The sequence below is a fragment of the Herbiconiux sp. SALV-R1 genome (genome assembly GCF_013113715.1).
Taxonomy (GTDB): Bacteria; Actinomycetota; Actinomycetes; order Actinomycetales; family Microbacteriaceae; genus Herbiconiux.
In genome coordinates, this window is record NZ_CP053344.1 from 1,883,949 (window position 1) to 1,900,489 (window position 16,541).

Annotated in this window: 15 protein-coding genes and 1 tRNA gene; 1 reads left to right on the forward strand and 15 read right to left on the reverse strand. The window is 70.7% G+C overall.

The window, feature by feature from the left end; genetic code table 11:
• Positions 1–8: 8 nt before the first annotated feature.
• The 15 genes from atpB to HL652_RS09155 all read right to left on the reverse strand — a co-directional run bounded on the left by atpB (position 9) and on the right by HL652_RS09155 (position 16,313).
• Positions 9–791, reverse strand: coding sequence for a F0F1 ATP synthase subunit A (atpB, locus tag HL652_RS09085; protein ID WP_171705038.1), 783 nt, complete (start codon positions 789–791; stop codon positions 9–11).
• A gap of 192 nt (positions 792–983) precedes the next feature.
• Complete coding sequence (locus HL652_RS09090; RefSeq protein ID WP_253743737.1) at positions 984–1,454, reverse strand: hypothetical protein; 471 nt, start codon at positions 1,452–1,454, stop codon at positions 984–986.
• Between the two features lie 3 nt (positions 1,455–1,457).
• A complete protein-coding gene (locus tag HL652_RS09095; RefSeq protein WP_171705039.1) occupies positions 1,458–2,654 on the reverse strand; it encodes an MraY family glycosyltransferase in 1,197 nt (398 codons plus the stop codon).
• Positions 2,655–2,657: 3 nt separating this feature from the next.
• On the reverse strand, positions 2,658–3,320 hold the full coding sequence (locus HL652_RS09100) for an L-threonylcarbamoyladenylate synthase (protein ID WP_171705040.1): 663 nt from the start codon (positions 3,318–3,320) through the stop codon (positions 2,658–2,660).
• Positions 3,321–3,366: 46 nt separating this feature from the next.
• Positions 3,367–3,555 (reverse strand): PLDc N-terminal domain-containing protein, encoded by a 189-nt coding sequence (locus HL652_RS09105; RefSeq protein ID WP_171705041.1) that lies wholly within the window; start codon positions 3,553–3,555, stop codon positions 3,367–3,369.
• A 24-nt stretch (positions 3,556–3,579) separates the two neighbouring features.
• A complete protein-coding gene (gene prmC, locus HL652_RS09110; RefSeq protein WP_171705042.1) occupies positions 3,580–4,473 on the reverse strand; it encodes a peptide chain release factor N(5)-glutamine methyltransferase in 894 nt (297 codons plus the stop codon).
• 10 nt (positions 4,474–4,483) lie between these two features.
• Positions 4,484–5,563 carry a peptide chain release factor 1 gene (gene prfA, locus HL652_RS09115; protein ID WP_171705043.1) on the reverse strand — a complete coding sequence of 360 codons (1,080 nt, stop codon included), beginning with the start codon at positions 5,561–5,563 and terminating at the stop codon, positions 4,484–4,486.
• Complete coding sequence (gene rho, locus HL652_RS09120) at positions 5,563–7,806, reverse strand: transcription termination factor Rho (protein WP_171705044.1); 2,244 nt, start codon at positions 7,804–7,806, stop codon at positions 5,563–5,565. Before rho ends, prfA begins: the two co-directional genes overlap by 1 nt.
• Positions 7,807–8,000: 194 nt before the next feature.
• Positions 8,001–8,975: a homoserine kinase gene (thrB, locus tag HL652_RS09125; protein ID WP_253743739.1), complete on the reverse strand. Its 975-nt coding sequence runs from the start codon at positions 8,973–8,975 to the stop codon at positions 8,001–8,003.
• On the reverse strand, positions 8,972–10,078 hold the full coding sequence (thrC, locus tag HL652_RS09130) for a threonine synthase (RefSeq protein WP_253743741.1): 1,107 nt from the start codon (positions 10,076–10,078) through the stop codon (positions 8,972–8,974). The genes thrB and thrC overlap by 4 nt, the downstream gene beginning before the upstream one ends.
• On the reverse strand, positions 10,078–11,415 hold the full coding sequence (locus HL652_RS09135; RefSeq protein ID WP_171707259.1) for a homoserine dehydrogenase: 1,338 nt from the start codon (positions 11,413–11,415) through the stop codon (positions 10,078–10,080). The genes thrC and HL652_RS09135 overlap by 1 nt, the downstream gene beginning before the upstream one ends.
• On the reverse strand, positions 11,415–12,818 hold the full coding sequence (lysA, locus tag HL652_RS09140; RefSeq protein ID WP_171705045.1) for a diaminopimelate decarboxylase: 1,404 nt from the start codon (positions 12,816–12,818) through the stop codon (positions 11,415–11,417). The genes HL652_RS09135 and lysA overlap by 1 nt, the downstream gene beginning before the upstream one ends.
• 137 nt (positions 12,819–12,955) lie before the next feature.
• A complete protein-coding gene (locus HL652_RS09145; RefSeq protein WP_171705046.1) occupies positions 12,956–13,732 on the reverse strand; it encodes an LmeA family phospholipid-binding protein in 777 nt (258 codons plus the stop codon).
• A gap of 57 nt (positions 13,733–13,789) precedes the next feature.
• Positions 13,790–15,466, reverse strand: coding sequence for an arginine--tRNA ligase (gene argS, locus HL652_RS09150; protein WP_171705047.1), 1,677 nt, complete (start codon positions 15,464–15,466; stop codon positions 13,790–13,792).
• 52 nt (positions 15,467–15,518) lie between these two features.
• Entirely contained in the window at positions 15,519–16,313 is a 795-nt protein-coding gene (locus HL652_RS09155; RefSeq protein WP_171705048.1) for a transglutaminase-like domain-containing protein, read from the reverse strand.
• A gap of 81 nt (positions 16,314–16,394) precedes the next feature.
• Between HL652_RS09155 and HL652_RS09160 the strand changes: the two genes are divergently transcribed.
• Positions 16,395–16,467 (forward strand) — tRNA-Arg (locus HL652_RS09160).
• Positions 16,468–16,541: the final 74 nt, after the last annotated feature.

Here is a 16,541-nt window from a genome sequence, read left to right on the forward strand (position 1 = left end):
GGAACCGCTTAGTGTTCCTCAGCCAGCGCGAGCTGGATGTAGACAGTGGTGAGCAGGGCGAAGACATAGGCCTGGAGCACGGCGACCAGGATCTCGAACAGCGTGAAGACGAAGCCGAACGCCAGGGTGCCGACGCCGAACAGCGACCAGAGACCGCCTGCGGTGAAGAAGAAGAACTGGGTGGCCGCGAAGAAGAGCACCAGGAGGAGGTGACCCACGACCATGTTCATGAGGAGTCGGAGCGTCAGCGTGATGGGCCGGAGCACGAAGGTGGAGACCAGCTCGATCGGCGTGACGATGATGTAGAGCGGCCACGGCACACCGGGCGGGAACAGCGCGTTCTTGAAGAACGCCCCCGGGTGCTTCTTGAGACCGGCGTAGATGAACGCGACCCAGGCGACGACGGCGAGCACGAGCGGCACACCGATGACGGAGGTTCCGGCGATGTTCAGGAACGGGATGATTCCCGTGATGTTCATGAACAGCACCATGAAGAAGATCGTGGTGATCAGCGGCAGGAAGCGCCGGCCGTCTTTCTTGCCCAGCAGGTCTTCGGCGATGTTCACCCGCGCGAAGTCGAGGCCCATCTCGACGACCGACTGGAAGCGACCCGGGACCACCTTCATGCGGCGGGTGCCGATCCAGAAGATGAGGACGATGGCCAGCACCGCCAGGAAGCGGATGAGGATGATCCGGTTGATCTCGAACGGCGTGCCAGCGAAGAAGATGACCTCGGGGAAGAATTCCTCGATCGATGGGCCGTGGAAACCGCCGTCATCGGAGGTGGCCATCGGGGCTAGCAGGTTCACAGCGTTAGCTATCAGCGCTATCTCCTGTTTCGGGGCGTGGAACTGGTCAGAGTTCTCGCGACGACGAACGGTGGGGGGTTGTGCGAACTCCGGACGCTGAAGGCGACTTCGGTCGGCGGAACGTGCATCCTCACCCTATCAAGTCTTGGAGGCTCCTGACGAATCGGCAGCCTCTCAGTGCCCGCCCGGAAGCTTCACATCGGAGGCATAGGGCATGCGGCTCCTGGCCACCACCACGACGTCGACGACGAGGGTGCCGATGACCGCCACGACGATGCTGAGGAAGAGGATGAGGTCGTTCACGAACGGCTGTCCGCGCAGCAGCACCACGAGCACGATGAAGAGCACGAACTTCACGATCCACGAGCCCAGCACGATGACGAAGAACAGGGTCGTGTAGAGCGGGGAGGCGGTGAACCGGTTGGCCACGAGGATGCTCGCGGCGGTGATGCCGGCGAACACCAGCACCATGGCGGTGCCGATGAGCGCGCTCACCGTTCCCGTCCATCCGTCGGCGAGGTAGCCGACCACTCCCCCCACCACGGCGATGACCACGGCGAGAATCGCGTCGAACTTGAGGATCGTGGCGAAGACGCCGCTCGAGGCGGGAGTCGGGTAGTTGCCTTTGATCACGGGGTCGGTCACGGCTCAGGGCTCCTTGATGGGGTCGGCTGCCGCGTCGAGCGGGTCGTCGCCGGCTTTCATGTCGGCTTCGAGGGTACCGGCATCGGCTGACTGGGCAGCGATCTCCCGGCGCTTGAGGGGGCTGAGGGGGGCGAGCGTGAACGCGGCGCAGACCACGATGCCCACCCCGAGGAACACGAAGGCGAGCCAGTACGGCGTCAGCACGAACAGCAGCAGGCAGCCCACCGAGATGACCGCGGTCCAGCCGTAGAAGATGAGCACGGCCTGCAGGTGCGAGTGCCCCATGTCGAGCAGGCGGTGGTGCAGGTGCTTGCGGTCGGCGCTGAACGGGCTCTTGCCCGCCCGCAGCCGCCGGATGACCGCGAGGCTGAAGTCGAGCAGCGGCACCACCAGGATGGCGAACGGCAGGAGGATCGGCAGGAAGGCCGGGAACAGCTGCGAGCGGCCGAGCTGGGCCGGGTCGACCTGGCCGGTGACCGCGATGGCGCTGGTGGCCATGAGGAGACCGACGAGAAGCGCCCCCGCGTCACCCATGAACAGTTTCGCGGGGTGGAAGTTGAGCGGGAGGAACCCGGCGCAGGCCCCGATGAGCACGGCCGTGATGAGCGAGGCGAGGTTGAAGTAGTCGGTGGGCGAGGTGTCGCGGGCCAGCAGGTAGCTGTAGAGGAAGAACACGCCGTTGGCGACGAGGGCGACGCCGGCCACCAGGCCGTCGAGCCCGTCGATGAAGTTGATGGCGTTCATCACGAGCACCACGGCCAGGATGGTGATGAACAGCGACATGCCGCTCGAGCCGATGGTGAGTCCGCCGATGGGCAGCGACACGATCTGCACGCCCTGCCAGGCCAGGAGGCCGGCGGCGATGATCTGGCCGGCGAGCTTGGTGAGCCAGTCGAGGTCCCAGATGTCGTCGGCGACGCCGATGGCCACGATGATGAAGGCGGCGCCGAGGATGGCCCACACCTTGCCGGGTTCGGCGAACACGAGGTGGAACCAGCTGATCTGCGAGGCGACGCCGATGGCCACCACCACACCGAGGAACATGGCGATGCCGCCGAGCCGTGGGGTGGGGCGCGTGTGCACGTCGCGCTCGCGGATCTTCGGGTACAGCCGGTAGCGGTGGCTGAGTTTGTAGATGACCCAGCTCAGGCCGAAGCTGACGACCGCCGAGACGAGTGCGACGAGGAGGTAGAACCGCATCGATCAGGCGCCGGGTCCAGGCGCCAAGAGCTCCCCCACGACCTCGCGGATGCGCTCCTCGGGCACTGCCCCGGCCCGCACGATGCGCAGCAGCCCGTCGTCACCCGTCGCGTCGACGATGGTCGAGGCGAGCGTGTCGGAGCGCTCACCGGCGTCGAGGTAGACCTCGACGCTGTCGCCGAGCATCTCCACCGCCTCGGCGGCGCTGGTGGCGGCGGGCCGGCCGGTGAGGTTCGCGCTCGAGACGGCCAGCGGCCCGGTCTCCTGCAGCAGCTCGAGGGCCAGCGGGTCGGCGGGCATGCGCAGGGCGACGGTGCCGTTGGTGTCGCCCAGGTCCCACATCAGCGACGGGGTGGCACGGAGGATGAGCGTGAGGCCGCCCGGCCAGAACTCGGCGACCAGGGTGCGCGCCACCTCGGGGATGTCGGTGGCCAGCGCATCCAGCGTCGCGAGCGACGGGATGAGCACGGGAGGCGGCGACTGGCGGGTGCGGCCCTTGGCGTCGAGCAGCTGCTGCACCGCGCGCGGCGAGAAGGCGTCGGCGGCGATGCCGTAGACCGTGTCGGTGGGGATGACGACGAGCGCGCCCCGGCTGATCGCGCCGCGGGCGAGACGCATTCCGGAGAGGAGCTCGGAGGACACGGAGCAGTCGAATGTGGCAGCCATCGAGCCTCCATGATAGTCGCGGCGGCCGGGAGAGGCCCGCACGAGGTCAGCGGTTGACGCGACCGCGCCCGAAGATGAGCCAGAGGATCGACCCGAGGATCGACAGGAAGAACGCCACCAGGATCCAGACGAACTTGCCGAGCCCGCCGTGGTTCGGGTTCTTGACGATCGACACGACGGTGACGATGAAGATGATGAGGCCGATGAGGCCGGCGGTGAAGGAGACGGGTTCCATGCTGCCGAGTGTACCGGGGCCGGGTCAGCGCACGGCGGTGGTGGCGCGGTCGCGGCCGGTGAGGTCGCGGTGCGTCGCCGCGGCGCGCCAGCCGTCGGCGGCGAGGAGCTCGCGCATCTCGGCACCCTGGAGGTCGCCGTGCTCGACGACGAGGGCGCCGCCCGGGCGGAGCAGCCGGCGCGCGGTGGCCGAGACCTCGCGCACCACGACGAGACCGTCGTCGCCCCCGTAGAGCGCCTGCTCGGGGTCGAACAGCCGCACCTCGGGGTCGCGCGGAATCGCGCCGAGCGGAATGTACGGCGGGTTCGACACCACGACGTCGACGGTGCCGTCGAGCTCGGGCAGGGCGTCGGCCAGGTCGATGAACACCAACCGCGCGTTGCCCGGGTCGACGCGCCGGAGGTTCTCCTTTGCCCAGACGAAGGCGCGCGGCGAGTTCTCGACGCCCACCACGGCGGCGTGCGGCACCTCGACGGCGAGCGACAGCGCGATGGCGCCGCTCCCGGTGCCGAGGTCGACCGCCACGGGCGGGTTCTCCCCCGCCGGCACCACCGCGCGCAGGGCGTCGATGGCGAGCCCGGCGACGAACTCGGTCTCGGGCCGCGGCACGAAGACGCCGGGACCCACCGAGAGCTCGAGCGAGCGGAACCAGGCGACACCCGTGATGTGCTGCAGCGGCTCGCGCGCGGCGCGGCGCTCGACCGCCTCGACGATGGCGAGGGTGTCTTCGGGGCCGACCGGAGCATCCGTCACCGTCATCGACTGCACCCGCCCGCGCGAGGCGCCGAGCACGTGGCCGATGAGGAGCTCGGCGTCGACCTGCGGGTCGAGCACGCCGCTGGCGGCGAGGATCTCGACCGAGCGCTGGTAGAGCGAGCGCACGGTGACGGGTCGTTCCATGGTGTCGGAGACGGTCATCGCCCGCCGCCTAGCCTTCGGTGCCCACCGCCGCGAGCCGCGACTCCTCGTCGGCGGCGATGGCCGACTGGATGATGGGCTCGAGCGCGCCGTCCATCACCTGGTCGAGGTTGTAGGCCTTGAAGCCGGTGCGGTGGTCGGCGATGCGGTTCTCGGGGAAGTTGTAGGTGCGGATGCGCTCCGAGCGGTCGACCGAGCGGATCTGGCTCTTGCGCGCGGCGCTGGCCTCGGCGTCGAGCTCCTCCTGCTGCTTGGCCAGGATGCGCGCACGCAGCACGCGCATCGCCGCCTCGCGGTTCTGCAGCTGGCTCTTCTCGTTCTGCATCGACACCACGATGCCCGTGGGCAGGTGGGTGATGCGCACGGCGGAGTCGGTGGTGTTCACCGACTGGCCACCGGGGCCGGAGGAGCGGAAGACGTCGATCTTGAGGTCGTTCTGGTTGATCTCGACCTCTTCGGGCTCGTCGACCTCGGGGAAGACGAGCACGCCGGCGGCGGAGGTGTGGATGCGGCCCTGCGACTCGGTGGCGGGCACCCGCTGCACGCGGTGCACCCCGCCCTCGTACTTCAGGTGCGCCCAGACGCCCTCGGCCGGGTCGCTGGAGCGCCCCTTCACCGCGATCTGCACGTCTTTGTACCCGCCCAGATCGCTCTCGGTGCGCTCGAGGAGCTCGGTCTTCCAGCCCTTCGACTCGGCGTAGTGCAGGTACATGCGCAAGAGGTCGGCGGCGAAGAGCATGCTCTCGGCGCCGCCCTCCCCCGCCTTGATCTCCATGATCACGTCACGTGCGTCGTCGGGGTCGCGCGGGATGAGCAGGCGCCGCAGCTTCTCGGCGTTCTCGTCGAGACTCGCCTCGAGGGCGGGGATCTCGTCGGCGAACGCCGGGTCTTCGGCGGCCAGCTCACGCGCGGCCTCGAGGTCGTCGACGTTCTGCTGCCAGGCGGCGTGCGCGGCGACGATGCGGCTGAGCTCGGCGTAGCGCCGGTTCACCCGCTTCGACCGCGCCGGGTCACCGTGCAGTTCGGGGTCGGAGAGCTGCTGCTGCAGGTCGTCGTGCTCGGCCCGCAGCGCGGCCACGGACTCGAACATCACTCCCCCTTGTGGTGACCGTTGCCGTTGTGCGAACCGCCGGCCGGCGTGGGCATCGACTTCTGCACCTGCATGAGGAACTCCACGTTGGAGGAGGTCTCCTTGAGGCGCGACAGCACGATCTCGAGGGCCTGCTGCTGGTCGACACCGGCGAGGGCACGACGCAGCTTCCAGGTGATCTTGGTCTCGTCGGCGCCCATGAGCAGCTCTTCGCGCCGGGTCGACGACGCGTTCACGTCGACGGCCGGGAAGATGCGCTTGTCGGCGAGCTGGCGCGAGAGGCGGAGCTCGGAGTTGCCGGTGCCCTTGAACTCCTCGAAGATCACCTCGTCCATCTTCGAGCCGGTCTCGACCAGAGCGGTGGCGAGGATGGTGAGCGAGCCGCCGTTCTCGATGTTGCGCGCCGCGCCGAAGAAACGCTTCGGCGGGTAGAGGGCGGAGGCGTCGACACCGCCCGAGAGGATGCGCCCGGAGGCGGGCGACGCCAGGTTGTAGGCGCGGCCGAGGCGGGTGATGGAGTCGAGCAGCACGACCACGTCGTGGCCGAGCTCGACCAGGCGCTTGGCGCGCTCGATGGCGAGCTCGGCGACCGTGGTGTGGTCTTCGGCGGGGCGGTCGAAGGTGGAGGCGATGACCTCGCCCTTCACCGTGCGCTGCATGTCGGTGACCTCTTCGGGCCGCTCGTCGACCAGCACCACCATGAGGTGCACCTCGGGGTTGTTGGTCGAGATCGCGTTCGCGATCTGCTGCAGCACGATGGTCTTGCCGGCCTTCGGGGGCGCGACGATGAGGCCGCGCTGGCCCTTGCCGATGGGGGCGACCAGGTCGATGATGCGCTGCGTGAGCTTCGCCGGCTCGGTCTCGAGGCGCAGGCGCTCCTGCGGGTAGAGCGGGGTGAGCTTGCCGAACTCGACGCGGTTCTGCGCCTCGTCGACGGGCAGGCCGTTGATCGACTCGATGCGCACGATGGCGTTGTACTTCTGGCGGCCGCCCGCGTCGCCCTCGCGGGGCTGGCGGATGGAGCCGACGACGGCGTCGCCCTTGCGCAGGTTGTACTTCTTCACCTGGCCGAGCGAGACGTAGACGTCGCTGTTGCCGGGGAGGTAGCCGCTCGTGCGCACGAAGGCGTAGTTGTCGAGGATGTCGAGGATGCCGGCCACGGGCAGCAGCACGTCGTCTTCGCTGATCTCGGGCTCGACGTCGTCGCCACCCGACTGGCCGCGGCGCTTGCGGTCGCGGTAGCGGTTGCGGGCACCGCGCTCGCTGCGCTCCTCGTCGGCGGGGCCGTTGCGGTCGTTGCCGCGCTGGCCCGACTGCTCGCCCTGCTGCTTCGGCTCCGCCTGCGCGTTGCCGTTCTGCGAGGTGGAGTTCTGCGCAGTGCCGTTGTTCTGGCCGCTGCCGTTCTGGCCGCTGCCGCCCTGGCCGCTGCCGTTCTGCGCGTTGCCGTTCTGGCCCTGCGCGTCGGCGTTCTGGTTCGCACCGCCGTTGTTGTTGCGGTTGCGACCACGACGGTTGCGCCCACGGCCACCCTCGGGCCGCTCGTTCTGATCGGGCTGCGCACCCTGCTCGGTACCGTCGGCAGTGGCGGCGGCCTCGGCGACGTCGTTCTGCTCGCCCTGCTCGGCGGGGACGAGGCCCGCCACGGTGGCGTCGTCACGGTTCAGGTGGCCGCCGGCCGGCACGCGCTCGGTGCCACGGCGGGAGCCGCCGCGCTCGGCTGCGGGAGCCTCGTCGCCGCCGCGGCCGGAGGTGGTGCGCTCGATGGCGTAGCCGCCGTCGACCGAGGTGACGCGGCGCGAGCCGCGGCGCTTCGGGGCGACGGGGCCCTCGGGCAGCTCGATGACGATCTGCTCGCGGGGGGCGCTCTGCGTCGCCGGAGCGGCGCGCAGCAGCTCGTCGGGAACGATCGGGCCGTCGACGGGGGCGGCCGGTTCGGCGGCGGGGGTGTCGAAGTCGAAGGTGAGGGGCGCGGAGGCGGATGCCTCGGCGGCGGGCTCCTCGGCCACGGCGGCCTCGGGCGCAGCGGCCCCGGCCTCCGCGGCTCCGGCCTCCGCAGCGACGGGCTCCAGGGTCACCGGCAGGTCGGCGGGCAGCTCCTGGCCCTCCTGCACCTTGCGGATGGCCTCGATGAGCTCGCCCTTGCGGAGTTTGGAAGCGCCGGCCATGCCGAGCTGCGAGGCGATCGCCTGCAGCTGGGAGACCTTCAGTGTCGAGAGCTCGGCGCTTGAGTTGACGTCAGTCACGGGAGAATTGTGTCCTTCCCCTGCCGGCAGGATGAGCCAGACAGAGACTGCCTGCGCACCGCTACGTCGTCGGTGTGCGGGTGATCGACGGGATCGCCCACGGGGCCGGAACGTCTCTGCACGCGGCAGGAATGAGTTGAGGAAATACAGCCGGGACGGGATTCGAAGAACCCCGGAGCTTGGTCGCTCGGAGGTTACTTGCCTTCGTCCGGGTGCAGCACAACTGTAGCACCTTTGAAGTCGACGGCCAGAACGAGCGACTGCCAGGGTGTCGCCGACCGCTCGGCCACCAGGTCGACCGCCGCCTGCCGCTGCCCCGGGTCGCTGCAGAGCACCAGGATGCTGGGGCCGGCACCCGACACCACGGCCGGGAAGCCCGCGGCACGGAGCTCCTGGATGAGCCTGTCGGTCTCGGGCATGGCGCTCGCCCGGTAGCTCTGGTGCAGCTTGTCCTCCGTTGCGGCGAGCAGCAGCTCGGGGCTCTGGATGAGGGCGGCGATGAGCAGCGTCGAGCGCGACACGTTGAAGATGGCGTCGGCGTGCGGCACCGACTCGGGCTGAAGGCTGCGCGCCAGCGCGGTCGACATCGTCTCCTGCGGCACCAGCACGAGCGGCGAGACGCCGCGGTGCACGTTGAGCTTCTTGAACTGGGGGCCCTCGGGGGTGACCCAGGCGATGGTGAGGCCTCCGAACAGACCCGGAGCGACGTTGTCGGGGTGGCCCTCGAGCTCGGTCGCCCGCGCCAGGAGGCCGAGCTGATCGATCTCGACGATGCCCGAGAGCAGGCCCTTGGCCGCCATGATGCCCGAGACGATCGCCGCGCCCGAGGAGCCGAGGCCCCTGCCGTGCGGGATGACGTTGCGCGCGGTGAGGTGGAGCCCGGGGAGCTGCTGCCCGTAGGCGGCGAAGGTGTGCGCGATCGCGCGCACCACGAGGTTGCTCTCGTCGGTCGGCACCTCGCCCGCGCCGACACCGTTCACGTCGACGAAGGCGCCGGGCTCCTCGCGCGCCGTGACGGTGAGCTCGTCGTAGAGCGCCAGGGCGAGCCCGAGGGTGTCGAAGCCGGGGCCGAGGTTCGCGGTGGTGGCGGGGACCCGCACCGTGACCGTGCGGCCGACGGGCACCGAGGCCCCTGCGGTGCTCTCGATCGAGGTGGTGGCGTCGGTCACGACGCGTCCTTGGCGAGCCCGAGCACGCCCGCGATCTCGGCGGCGTCGACGGGCACGATGGTGGGCTGCACCTCGGAGCCGTCGGCCGACTTGAGGGCCCACTGCGGGTCTTTCAGGCCGTGCCCGGTCACGGTGATGGCGACCGTCGCGCCGGCGGGGATGACCCCGGCGGCCGAGCGCTCGAGGAGGCCTGCGACGCCGATGGCGGAGGCCGGCTCGACGAAGATGCCGACCTCGGCCGAGAGCAGGCGGTGGGCGGCCAGGATGTCGGCGTCGCTGATGGCGCCGAAGTAGCCGTCGGTGCGGTCGCGCGCCTCGAGGGCGAGCTCCCACGACGCCGGGTTGCCGATGCGGATGGCGCTGGCGATGGTGTCGGGGTCGAGCACGGGGTGACCGAGCACGATCGGGGCGGAGCCCTCGGCCTGGAAGCCGAACATGCGGGGCAGCTTCGTGGTGACGCCGCGTTCGAGCTCTTCGCCGTAGCCGCGGGAGTAGGCGGTGTAGTTGCCCGCGTTGCCGACCGGCAGCAGGTGGAAGTCGGGCGCATCCTGCAGCACCTCGACGACCTCGTAGGCTGCCGTCTTCTGGCCGTTGATGCGGTCGGGGTTCACCGAGTTCACGAGGTGAACCGGGTAGTTCTCGGCGAGCTCGCGGGCGAGGTCGAGGCAGTCGTCGAAGTTGCCCTGCACCTGGATGAGCTCGGCGTTGTGCGCGATGGCCTGGCTGAGCTTGCCGAGCGCGATCTTGCCCTCGGGCACCAGCACGGCGGCCGTGATGCCGGCGTGGGTGGCGTAGGCGGCGGCCGAGGCGGAGGTGTTGCCGGTGGAGGCGCAGATGACGGCCTTCGCGCCGTGCTCGACGGCCTTCGAGATGGCCATGGTCATGCCGCGGTCTTTGAACGAGCCCGTGGGGTTCATTCCCTCGAACTTGATGTACACCTTGGCGCCGGTGCGGGCGGAGAGCGCGGGAGCGGGGATGAGCGGGGTGCCGCCCTCCCCCAGGGTCACGACGGGGGTGGCGTCGGTGATGTCGAGCCGGTGGGCGTACTCGTGAAGGACCCCGCGCCACTGGCGGGAGGGGATGCGGGGCGTGCTGTCGGCCACTAGGGCGTTTCTCCTTCGACTCGTAGGACTGATTCGACCCGCACGACGGCGTCGTGCGAGGAAACAGCCGCCACCGTGGCCGAGAGGGCCGCGTCGGTGGCTTCGTGCGTGACTATCACAAGGGTAGCGGTGAGCGGCTCGTCGCCCGACCGCCCGGGCGGCGCGGTGGCGACGGTCTGCTGCACGGCCTCCACCGAGACGCCGTGCTCGCTGAACAATCCGGCGATCTGGGCGAGCACACCCGGCTTGTCGGTGACCACGAGGGTGAGCTGGTAGCGGGTGGTGACGGCGCCGATGGGGAACACCGGCAGGTTCGCGTGGGTCGACTCCCCCACACCGGGGCCGCCCGCGAGGTGCCGCCTGGCGGCGGAGACCAGGTCGCCGAGCACTGCCGACGCCGTCTCGGTGCCGCCGGCGCCCGCGCCGTAGAACATGAGGTCGCCGGCCGCCTCCGACTGCACGAACACGGCGTTCTTGGCGTCGTGCACGGCGGCGAGCGGATGACGCCGGCTGATGAGAGAGGGGTGCACGCGCGCGACCACGCCCTCGACGCCGGTCTCGGGGTCGGTGAGCCGCTCGCAGATGGCGAGCAGCTTCACCACGAAGCCGGCCCTCTCGGCGGCCTCGACCTGGGCCGCGGTGACGGTGGTCATGCCCTCGCGGTACACGGCCTCGACCGGCACCACGGTGTGGAAGGCGAGGCTGGCGAGGATTGCCGCCTTCTGCGCAGCGTCGAACCCCTCGACGTCGGCGGTGGGGTCGGCCTCGGCGTAGCCGAGCTCGGTCGCCACGGCCAGGGCGTTCTCGAACGAGTCTCCCTCGAGGTCCATGCGGTCGAGGATGAAGTTCGTGGTGCCGTTGACGATGCCCATCACCCGGTGCACGCGGTCGCCCGCGAGCGAGTCGCGGAGCGGACGGATGATCGGGATGGCCCCGCCGACCGCCGCCTCGTAGTAGAGCTGGGCGCCCACCTGGTCGGCCACGGCGAACAGCTCCGGGCCATGGGTGGCGAGCAGCGCCTTGTTGCCGGTGACGACGTCGGCGCCGGAGTTCATCGCGAGCGTGATGTACTCTCGCGCCGGCTCCAGACCGCCCATGAGCTCGATGACGATGTCGGCCGACTGGATGAGCGCCGTCGCGTCGGTGGTGAGGAGTTCGCGCGGGATGGCGCTGTCGCGCGGGGCGTCGAGGTCGCGCACGGCGACGCCCACGAGCTCGAGGCCCGCGCCGACGCGGGCGGCGAGCTCCTCGCCGTGCTCGAGGAGGAGCCGGGCGACCTGCGAGCCGACCGAGCCGGCTCCGAGCAGGGCGATCCTGAGGTTGCGGTATTCGATCATCATCGACCTCCGAGGTAGGCGGTGTCGCGCGCGAGCAGGTCGTGCTCGGTCTCGCGGCGGATCAGCACCCGGGCCTCGCCGTCCACCACGGCGACGACCGCGGGGCGCCCGAGGTAGTTGTAGTTGCTCGACAGCGACCAGCAATAGGCGCCGGTGGCGGGAACCATCACCAGGTCGCCGGGGGCGACGTCGCCCGGCAGGTAGTCGGACTGCACCACGATGTCGCCGCTCTCGCAGTGCTTGCCGACCACGCGCACGAGTGCCGCATCCGCATCGCTGTTGCGGCTCGCGAGGCGCACGGAGTAGTCGGCGCCGTAGAGGGCGGGCCGGGCGTTGTCGCTCATGCCGCCGTCGACGCTCACGTAGCGCCGCACGTGGTCGGTGCCGTCAGCGCCGACGAGCACGTCTTTGATGGTGCCCACCTCGTAGAGGGTGGCCCCCGAGCGGCCGATCACGGTGCGGCCGGGCTCGAAGGCGAGCGCGGGAACCGGGATGCCGAGGCGCGCGCACTCGCGCGCGACGGTGCCGACGATGAGCGACGCCAGCTCGGTGATGGGCGTCGGGTCGTCGGCGGTGGTGTAGGCGATGCCGAAGCCGCCGCCGAGGTTGAGCTCGGGCACCTCGCCGCCCGCGAGCAGCTCGGCCTGGAGCTCGAGCAGGCGCGCCGCCGACTCGGCGAAGCCCTCGGAGCCGAAGATCTGCGAGCCGATGTGGCAGTGCAGGCCGAGGAACCGCAGTGACGCGTGCGAGCGGATGGCGGCGACGTACTCGGCGGCCTGGTCGAGCCGCACGCCGAACTTCTGGTCTTCGTGGGCGGTGGCGAGGAAGTCGTGGGTGTGCGCGTGCACGCCGCTGTTCACCCGCAGGCGCACCTCCTGCACCCGCCCCAGACGCGCGGCGGTCGCGGCGACCCGCTCGATCTCGATCGCGCTGTCGAGCACGATCACGCCGACGCCGGAGGAGACGGCGCGCTCGATCTCGTCGAGCGACTTGTTGTTGCCGTGGAGGCCGAGGTGCGCGGGGTCGACACCGGCGGCCAGGGCGACGGCGAGCTCTCCCCCGCTGCAGACGTCGATCGAGAGGCCGGCCTCGCTCATCCAGCGCGCGATCTCGATGGTGAGGAACGCCTTGCCCGCGTAGTACACCTTCGCGCGGGTGCCGGCCTCGGCGGCGGCGGTGTCGAAGGCGGTGCGCACCTCGACGGCCCGGGAACGCGCATCCGTCTCGTCGATGACGTAGAGCGGGGTGCCGAAGCGCTCGGCGAGGGCGGAGGCGGTGATGCCGCCGATCTCGATCTCGCCGGCGGCCGTCCGCTGCGCGGTGGCGGGCCAGATGAGCGGCGGGAGCGCGTCGGCGTCGGCGGGCTCGGCGAGCCACCCGGGTGCGAGCGGGCTGGAGGTCATGAACGGTTCCCTTGGCGGTGTCGTCGACGTGCGGGGGCACGGCCTGGCGAGTGGAAGGGGCGAGCGGACCCGGCTTGGTCCCTGAAGCCGTTCCCGGGGTGCGATCACCCGGGTACCGAAAGCTTAGCGGCTCCGGCTCACCCGCAGCTGCCGAGCGTGCGGAGGCTCTGCTCGTCGGCGACGAAGTCGTCGGCCGAGAGCGTGGCCGTGGCGCGGCCACCGGTGATCTCGAGCGAGTCGACCGTGGTGCCCTCCGGCAGGTACTGGGCGACGCACGCCGAGATGGGGTCGTCGGCGAGGGTGCCGAGCAGCTGGTCGAGGTCGATGTCGAGGTTGCCGGCGCCCTGCGTGAGCGAGGCCGAGCGCGGCTCGACCAGCACGCGGTCGCCCTCCGCGGTCACCACGCCGGTCACCTGGTAGCCGAGCTGGAACCCGAAGATGGAGAGGGTGCCCTGGTACGACACGTCGCCGTCGCCGAGCACGAGCCCCGAGTCGCCCGGGATGTCGACGATGTCGTTCACCGCGTCTTGATCGATCGAGATCGAGGCGTCGACGGTGTCGATCGGCTTCGTGAGGTCGGTGGGCACCCCGTTCGCCACGGCGTGCGCGGCGAGCGGCACGCCGTTCACCGAGAGCTCGGGGGCGTCGAGCACGACCTCGGAGAGCCGGCCGGTGAGGGCCTGGGCGAGGAAGGAGAAGCCGCCGATCTCGACGGTGACGTCGCCCTCGACGTTCTCGGGCAGCCGCTCCTCGATCTGGGCCGCGGCCTGCGACTCCACCGAGGCGCGCACCGCGATGTCGGCGATCACGAGACCCACCGCGACGAGCACGAGCACCACGACGAGCACCCACGGCCAGCGGCGCCTCTTCCGGGTGGTCGGGGCGGGCGGCGGAGTCAGCGGCTCGGTCGTCATGCGTCAATCCTGCCGTGTGCGGCGCGCATCCGCTTCGTCGACGGAGGCGCGCACGGCTCACATGCGGTCGGGAGCGGAGACGCCGATGAGGTCGAGACCGTTGCGGATGACCTGGCCGGTGGCGTCGTTCAGCCACAGGCGGGTGCCGTGGATCGCCGAGATCTCCTCGTCGCCGAACGGCAGCACGCGGGTGGCGTCGTACCAGCGGTGGTAGTGGCCGGCGAGGTCTTCGAGGTAGCGGGCGACGCGGTGGGGCTCCCGCAGCTCGGCGGCGTGGGCGAGCACCCGCGGGTACTCCTGCAGCGCGCCGAGCAGCGCGGTCTCGGTGGCGTGGTCGAGCAGCGCCGGCTCGAAGGCGTCGCGGGTGACCCCGGCCTCGGCGGCGTTGCGGGCGACCGAGCGGGTGCGGGCGTGCGCGTACTGCACGTAGAACACGGGGTTGTCGTTGGTGCGCGAGCGCAGCTTCTCGCCGTCGAGCGAGAGCGGGGAGTCGGCCGGATAGCGGGCCAGCCAGAAGCGCAGGGCGTCGGCGCCGAGCCAGTCGAGCAGGTCGTCGAGCTCGATGATGTTGCCGGCGCGCTTGGAGAGCTTCGCCCCGTTGAGGTTCACCAGCTGGCCGATGAGCACGCTCAGGCCGGTGTCGGGGTCGTCGCCGGCAGCGGCGGCGAGAGCCTTCAGGCGGCCGACGTAGCCGTGGTGGTCGGCGCCCAGGAGGTAGATCTTCTCGGGGAAGCCGCGGTCTTTCTTCGACAGGTAGTAGGCGGCGTCGGCGGCGAAGTAGGTGACGATGCCGTTGCCGCGGGTGAGCACGCGGTCTTTGTCGTCGCCGAAGTCGGTGGTGCGCACCCAGACCGCGTCGTCGGCCTCGAACACGTGCCCCTGGGCGCGCAACCGCTCCTCGGCGTCGTCGATGGCAGTCTTGCCGGTCACCGCATCCGGGGTGTGCAGGGTGCGCTCGGAGAAGAACACGTCGAAGTGCACGTGGAAGTTCGCCAGCGACTGCTTGATCTCGGCGAGCTGGTACTCGTAGGCGAGGTCGCGGGCGATCGCCACCGCCTCGTCGTGCGGCTTCTCGAGCAGCTCGGGCTCGGCCTCGAGCACGCGCTGGGCGAGGGTCTGGATGTAGGCGCCCGGGTACCCCTTCTCGGGAGTCGGCTCGCCCTTCGCGGCGGCGAGCACCGAGAGGCCGAAGACGTCCATCTGGCTGCCGGCGTCGTTGATGTAGTACTCGGCGGTGACCTCTGCTCCGGATGCGCGCAGCACCCGGGCGATCGAGTCGCCGAGAGCGGCCCAGCGGGTGTGGCCGATGTGCAGCGGGCCGGTGGGGTTGGCGGAGACGAACTCCATGTTGATGGTGTGGCCGGCGAGCACGTCGCTGCGGCCGAACGACTCCCCCGCCTCGACGATGGTGCGGGCGATCTCGGCGGCCGCCGCCGTCTCGAGGGTGATGTTGATGAAGCCGGGGCCCGCCACCTCGACGGAGGCGACGCCGTCGATGGCCTCGATCGCCGGGGCGAGCTCGAGGGCGAAGGCGCGCGGGTTGGTGCCGAGGCGCTTGGCGAGCTTCATGGCGATGTTCGACGCCCAGTCGCCGTGCTCGCGGTTGCGCGGGCGCTCGAGGGCGGTGTCGGCCTCCGTGACGGTGAGCGCGGGCTCGCCGTTCTCGGGCGCGACCGCGGCCAGGCGGGCCGTCACGATGGCGAAGAGGTGGGCGGAGAGGTCTTCGGGAGTCACGAGGGTCGATTCTATCCCGCAGGGTGCGGGGCGATCGGCGGGCGGAGGCCGGTCAGCCGAGCTCGACGAGGAGGTCGAGGTCGTCGATGGGCAGGAGGTCGGCGGTGGCGGTCACTTCGAGGCGGTCGAGGGTGAGGTAGCCGCCGTGGTTGGTGAGGAACGCCGTGTCGGCGGCGTCGCGGCCCGTGGCGATGCGCAGCAGGCTCTGCCGGGGCGCCAGCACGGTGGCGTCGATGACGTGCCAGGCGCCCTCGACGTAGGCCTCGGCGACGGCGTGGAAGTCCATCGGCGAGAGGCCCGGCGCGTACACCGAGACCAGTCGAGCGGGCACGTCGAGCGCGCGCAGCAGGGCGATGGCGAGATGGGCGTAGTCGCGACACACCCCTTGGCGCAGCAGCAGCGTCTGCACCGCACCGTCGGTGGGGGCGCTCGACCCCGGCACGTAGCGGAGCTCGGCGCCCACCCACGAGCTCACCGCGTCGAGCAGGGCCCGGCCCTCGAGCCCGCGGAACTCGGCGACGGCGGTGGGCAGCAGCCTGTCCGACTCGCAGTAGCGGCTCGGCCGCAGGTAGCGGATGAGGTCGAGCTCGTCGACGGGCGCCGGCTCGGCCTTCCCGTCGACCTCGGCGCGGTAGCGCGCGGTGAAGCCGCCCGGCGGAACGTCGAAGCGGTGCAGGCGGGTGCCCAGCGCATCCGTCAGCTCCACCGGTTCGATCGGCTCGCCGTCGATGCGGTAGTCGATCGACTCCTCGACCAGGTCGGCGCCCTGGGCGACGGCGAGGGAGAACACGACGGTGGTGGCGCGGTCGACGGTGGCGTCGATCTCGGCGGACACGATGCGCTTCATGACACGATCCTCACACGGCTGGCGAGGTGGTGATGACGGTGGCGGCCCCCGCGGCCTGCTACCCTGGACAACGCACCCCGGGCCCCCATAGCTCAGGGGATAGAGCGTCTGCCTCCGGAGCAGAAGGCCGTAGGTTCAAATCCTACTGGGGGCACATCGTTCGCCGCCTCGAGTGTTCTCGGCGGATTTCCTCTCGCAGCCCCTCTCCCCGGCTCTACAATGCTGGGC